5 protein-coding genes are annotated in these 5,620 nt (G+C 70.0%); 3 read left to right on the plus strand and 2 right to left on the minus strand.

The features are described from left to right. Both A9X01_RS03130 and A9X01_RS03135 read right to left on the minus strand, forming a co-directional pair. Positions 1-2,470 (minus strand): ATP-dependent DNA helicase (locus A9X01_RS03130; protein ID WP_253848906.1); only part of this gene is annotated, 2,470 nt, incomplete at its 3' end. Positions 2,471-2,476: 6 nt separating this feature from the next. Continuing rightward, positions 2,477-3,832 carry a nicotinate phosphoribosyltransferase gene (locus A9X01_RS03135; RefSeq protein WP_155771899.1) on the minus strand — a complete coding sequence of 452 codons (1,356 nt, stop codon included), beginning with the start codon at positions 3,830-3,832 and terminating at the stop codon, positions 2,477-2,479. On the opposite strand from A9X01_RS03135, the gene clpS reads away from it, so the two are divergent. The 3 genes from clpS to A9X01_RS03150 form a co-directional block, all read left to right on the plus strand. Beyond that, positions 3,831-4,136 (plus strand): ATP-dependent Clp protease adapter ClpS, encoded by a 306-nt coding sequence (clpS, locus tag A9X01_RS03140; protein WP_036357929.1) that lies wholly within the window; start codon positions 3,831-3,833, stop codon positions 4,134-4,136. The two genes, A9X01_RS03135 and clpS, sit on opposite strands and share 2 nt — an antisense overlap. A gap of 23 nt (positions 4,137-4,159) precedes the next feature. Further along, positions 4,160-4,765, plus strand: coding sequence for an oxidative stress transcriptional regulator AosR (aosR, locus tag A9X01_RS03145; RefSeq protein WP_065119249.1), 606 nt, complete (start codon positions 4,160-4,162; stop codon positions 4,763-4,765). After that, positions 4,762-5,620: P1 family peptidase (locus tag A9X01_RS03150; RefSeq protein WP_065119250.1), on the plus strand; the 859-nt coding region annotated here is incomplete at its 3' end. The genes aosR and A9X01_RS03150, both read left to right, overlap by 4 nt.

Consider the following 5,620-nt stretch of genomic DNA (forward strand, 5'->3'; position numbering starts at 1 on the left):
GGGGCAGCACCCGCACCGTGTACCCGAGCGCTCCGGCCAGCGGCAGCGGCGTCGTCGCCGAGAAGACCTGATTGCCCCCGTCGGCGCTGCCCGCATAGGACATCTCCACGGTGACCGGATCCAGCAACTCGTCGCCGGCGTCGACACGACCCAGCACCGCCTGCACGGTCACTTCGTCGGGCGCCAGACCAGCCAATTGCACGGTCGCGGTGAGCGTCAGCTTCGACCCCAGCAGCGGGGTGTCGGGCAGTCCGGTGCTGTCCACGTCGGTGATGTCGATCTTGGGCCACGCCTCGTGCACGCGGCGGCGGTAGGCCGCCAGTTCGCGGGCCGCGTCGAACTCGTGCCCGCCCGCCGGCGCCCCGACCGTCTTGCGCAGCGACTCGGCCGCCGGCAGGTAGTAGCGCTCGACGTAGTCGGTGACCATCCGGGAAGCCAGCACCTTCGGACCCAGCGTTTGCAGCGTGTGTCGCACCATCTCGATCCAGCGCGGCGGCACGCCCTGCTCGTCACGCTCGTAGAACTTCGGGGCCACCGCCTGCTCTGGGTTGGTCGTGGGCCAGAACGGCGGCAGGGACGCGCGCAGGTATTCGCCGTACCGGGCGGTCGCCATGCGCGAATCGAGCACCGCGACCACGCCCCGGTCGGAGACGCGACGCAACAGCCGGCCCGACCCCTGCGCCAGCAGCAGGGCCGCATGGCTGGCCGCGACCGCCATAAAGCCGTTGCCCCCGCGCGCCGCCACCGCTCGCTGGCGAGCGCTGAGCAGCGGATCGTCGGGCCGGGGGAACGGGATCCGGTCGATCAGCACCAACGACAACGACGGACCCGGAACGTCGACGCCCTGCCACAACGACAGCGTGCCGAACAACGACGTCGCCGGGTCCTCGGCGAACTGCTTGACCAGGGCTGACGTGCTGTCGTCGCCCTGACACAGCACCGGCGTGGACAATCGCTCCCGCATCGCCTCGGCGGTCGCGCGAGCCGCGCGCATCGACGAGAAGAGTCCCAGCGTCCGGCCGCCGGCCGCGGTGACGAGTTCGGCGATCTCGGTCAGTTGTTCGGCCGAGCCCACGCCGTCACGGCCGGGCGGCGGCAGATGCGCGGCCACGTACAGGATTCCGGACTTGGCGTGCTGGAACGGCGAACCCACATCCAGGCCCCGCCAGTGCTGAGCGTCGCCGTTCAGCCCCCATGCCTCGGCCATCGCGTCGAACGTCCCACCGACCGTGAGCGTCGCCGAGGTCAACACCGTCGTCGACCGGGCGAAGACGTGACTGGCCAACAGGGCGGCCACCGACAACGGGGCGACCCGCAGAACCGCACGCGGTGAGCCGCGGTCGTCCTCGTGGTCCAGCCAGACGATGTCGGTGCGGTCCGGGATGGCCGGTCCGAACGAATCGAGGATCCGCGCGGCCGTATCGGAAATCTCGATCAGCCCCGCGGCGGCTTCGGCGCGGGCCGCGGCCGCCCGGGCATCACTGGTGCTCTCGATCGCCGAGCGGGCGGCGTTGGCCGCGTCGCGCAGCGCGGTCAGATAGGTCGCCAGCTCGTCGTCGAGGTAGTCGATGCGGCCGGGCTGCGCATCGTGGATGGCCGACGAGAGCGTCGCCGTGGCGGCTTCCAGTCGCTCGACCAACTCCGGGCTCACCAACCTGGCTACCCGGCGCGCCGCGACGCCCAAATTTGCCGACGTGAGCTCCGCGGTGGCCACCGAAGTGACCCGGTCGGTCAGTTCATGCGCCTCGTCGACGACCAGATACTCGTGCTCGGGCAACACCGCGGAATCGGATACGGCATCGATGGCCAGCAGCGCATGGTTGGTGACGACCACATCGGCGCCACCAGCCCGCGCGCGTGCGCGCTCCGAAAAGCATTCGGCGCCAAAGGAACAGCGGGCGACACCGATGCACTCCCGCGCCGAAACGCTGACCTGCGACCAGGATCGGTCCGGCACACCGGGCTTCAGGTCGTCGCGGTCACCGGACTCGGTGCTCGACGCCCATTCGGTGAGGCGCTGCACGTCGCGACCCAACGCGCTCACCGCCATCGGGTTGAACAGTTCCTCCTGGGGCCGGTCGTCGGCGTCCTCGGCTCCGCCGCCGTTGTGAATCTTGTTCAAGCACAGGTAGTTCCGTCGCCCCTTGAGTAGGGCGAAGGTCGGCCGGCGGGGCAGCACGTCGGCCAGCGAGTCGGCCAAGCGGGGCAGATCCCGGTCGACGAGTTGGCGTTGCAGCGCGATCGTGGCCGTCGACACAACGACGGGCGTGTCCTCGCTGACCGCGCGGACGATGGATGGGATCAGGTAGGCCAGGGACTTTCCGGTGCCGGTGCCGGCCTGCACGACCAGGTGCTCACCCGTCTCGAAGGCCTGGGCGACCGCGGACGCCATCTCCACCTGACCCTGCCGCTCGCTGCCGCCCAGCGCAGCCACCGCGACGGCCAGCAGATCGGGTACTGAAGCGCTCACAGGCGGTCAGGCCGGGACGACTTGGGTCGGGATTGCGGGTTCACCGGGCGACAGTCGCAGCCCCTCCCACGGCAGGCTGCGCAACCCCGACGCCACCAGCTCGCGCGCCGCGTTCAGGTCCGGTTGGGCAACCGCCTGCCCGGCGCGAACCAACGGCGTGGTCAACACCCGGTGCGTGTCGATGCCCGCCGGCGGGCTCCCCGCCGGATGCACCACCTCCTCGGTGACGATTCCGGTCTGCCGTGCCAGTCGCAGCGCCGCCTTGCGGCCGCCGCGCGACTGCTTCTGACTGCTGCGCTTCTGAACCGGAATGCCGTCCACCTCAACCAACTTGTAGACCATGCTCGCCGTCGGCGCACCCGATCCGGTGACCAGGGCGGTGCCCACCCCGTAACTGTCCACCGGCGCCGCCTGCAGGCCTGCGATCGACATCTCGTCGAGATCGCTCGACACCACGATGCGGGTGCCGGTCGCACCGAGCTCGTCGAGCTGGGCGCGGACCCGGCGCGTCATCTCCACCAGATCACCGGAGTCGATCCGCACGGCCCCGAGCTCCGGCCCCGCGGCGGCCACTGCGTTGGCCACACCCTCGGTGATGTCGTAGGTGTCGACGAGCAGTGTGGTGCCAGTGCCCAGCGCCGCCACCTGGCCCCGGAAAGCGGCCAGTTCGTCGGGCCCCGCTTCGGTGGTGTGCACCATGGTGAAGGCGTGCGCGGCCGTGCCGACCGCGGGAATGCCGTATCGCCGCTGGGCTTCGAGGTTGGACGTGCCCGCGAAGCCGGCCACATAGGCGGCCCGCGCCGCGGCGACCGCAGCCTGCTCGTGCGTGCGGCGCGACCCCATGTCGATCAGCTCGCGGCCCTCGGCCGCGTAGACCATGCGGGCCGCGGCCGACGCGATCGCCGCGTCGTGGTTGAAGATCGACAGCACCAGGGTTTCCAGCAGCACGCACTCGGCGAAGGTGCCGTGCACCGAGAGCACGGGCGAATAGGGGAAGAACAGCTCGCCCTCGGCGTAGCCGTCGATGTCGCCGCTGAAGCGGAACTCCCGCAGGTACTCGACCGTCTCGGAGTCGAGGAACTCGGCGAGCAGATCGCACGCGGCATCGTCGAACCTGAACTGCGGCAACGTCTCCAGCAATCGGCCGGTGCCGGCCACCACCCCGTAGCGTCGGCCCGGCGGCAGGCGGCGGGCGAACATCTCCCAGCTGGTCTGCCGATGCGCGGTGCCGTCCCGCAGTGCCGCCGCCAACATCGTCAACTCGTATTTGTCGGTCAGCAGGCCTGCCAAGACCGGGGCGTTCACATTGCCACGGTATCGGCTGGCCGCAACGGAGTCCTGGCTCGGTATCCTTGGCTCCATGGTTGTAGCGATAGCGCCGGCCAAGCCAGGCAGTACCGGACAACGCGAATCCGCGCCGGTCGAGGCTACGACGAGCCCGTGGGTCACCATCGTGTGGGACGACCCGGTCAACCTCATGACGTACGTGACCTATGTGTTCCAGAAGTTGTTCGGTTACAGCGAACCGCACGCGACGAAGCTGATGCTGCAGGTGCACAACGAGGGAAAGGCCGTGGTGTCCTCGGGCAGTAGAGAGTCGATGGAAGCAGACGTGTCCAAGCTGCATGCCGCCGGTTTGTGGGCGACGATGCAGCAGGACAGCTGAGATCCAGGTAGCCGGAAGCCATCGTGCGGAAATGGAAGCGCGTCGAAACCCGTAGCGGCCCCAGATTTCGGTCTTCGCTGGCCCCGCACGAGTCGGCCCTGTTGAAAAATCTCGTCGGTGCGATGGTCGGGTTGCTCGACGAGCGGCAGGCCACCTCGCCGTCGGACGAACTCGAGGAGATCACCGGCATCAAGACCGGTCATTCGGAGCGCCCAGGCGATCCGACGCTCGGGCGGCTGCTGCCGGATTTCTACCGACGTGATGACTCAACCCCGACCAACTCCTCGGACCCGATGTCGCTGCAGGAATCCGAAGCGCTGAACGCGGCGCTGCGAAGCCTGCACGAGCCCGAGATCATCGACGCCAAACGCGTTGCCGCGCAGCGGTTGCTCGACACGGTCCCGGCCAACGGCGGCAGGTTCGAGCTGACCGAAGAGAGTGCCAACGCCTGGATCTCGGCGGTCAACGATCTCCGCCTGACGTTGGGCGTGATGCTCGACATCGGCCCGCAGGGGCCGGAACGCCTCCCGGCAGACCACCCGCTGGCCGCGCACTTCGATGTGTACCAGTGGTTGACCGTGTTGCAGGAATACCTGGTGCTGGTGCTGATGGGGAAGCCGGCGGGATGAACTGCATCACCGACGTCGGCGGGATCCGCGTCGGACACCGCCACCGGCTGGACGCGGATGCGTCGCTCGGCAGTGGCTGGGCGTCCGGCGTCACGGTGGTGCTGCCGCCGCCCGGAACCGTCGGCGCGGTCGACTGCCGCGGCGGTGCGCCGGGGACCCGGGAAACCGATCTGCTCGACCCGGTCAACAGCGTGCGCTACGTGGATGCCGTGCTGCTGGCCGGCGGCAGTGCCTTCGGCCTGGCCGCCGCCGACGGCATCATGCGCTGGCTGGAAGAGCGGCAGTGCGGCGTCGCGATGAGCGGCGGAGTCGTGCCGATCGTGCCGGGCGCGGTGATCTTCGATCTGCCGGTTGGTGGCTGGGATTGCCGGCCCACCGCCGAGTTCGGCTATGCGGCATGCGAGGCGGCCGGCACGGATGTGGCTGTCGGCACGGTCGGCGCCGGGGTCGGGGCACGCGCCGGGGTGCTCAAGGGCGGTGTCGGGACGGCGTCGGTCACCCTCGCGTCCGGCGTCACGGTCGGCGCGCTGGTCATCGTGAACGCCGCCGGAGACGCGGTGGACCCGAACACCGGGCTGCCCTGGATGGCCGAGTTGATCACGGAGTTCGAGCTGACGACGCCGCCGCCCGAACAGATCGCGGCGCTGGCGCAACTGCCGTCCCCGCTGAGCTCGCTGAATACCACCATCGCGGTGGTGGCGACCGACGCGGCACTGAGCCCGGCGGCGTGCCGGCGGGTCGCCATCGCCGCGCACGACGGGCTGGCCCGCACGCTGCGCCCGGCGCACACGCCGCTGGACGGCGACACCGTGTTCGCGCTGGCCACCGGGGCGGTCGAAGTGCCGCCGGCGGCGG

Source organism: Mycobacterium asiaticum (genome assembly GCF_001668675.1).
In the GTDB taxonomy this organism is placed as follows: Bacteria; Actinomycetota; Actinomycetes; order Mycobacteriales; family Mycobacteriaceae; genus Mycobacterium; species Mycobacterium asiaticum_D.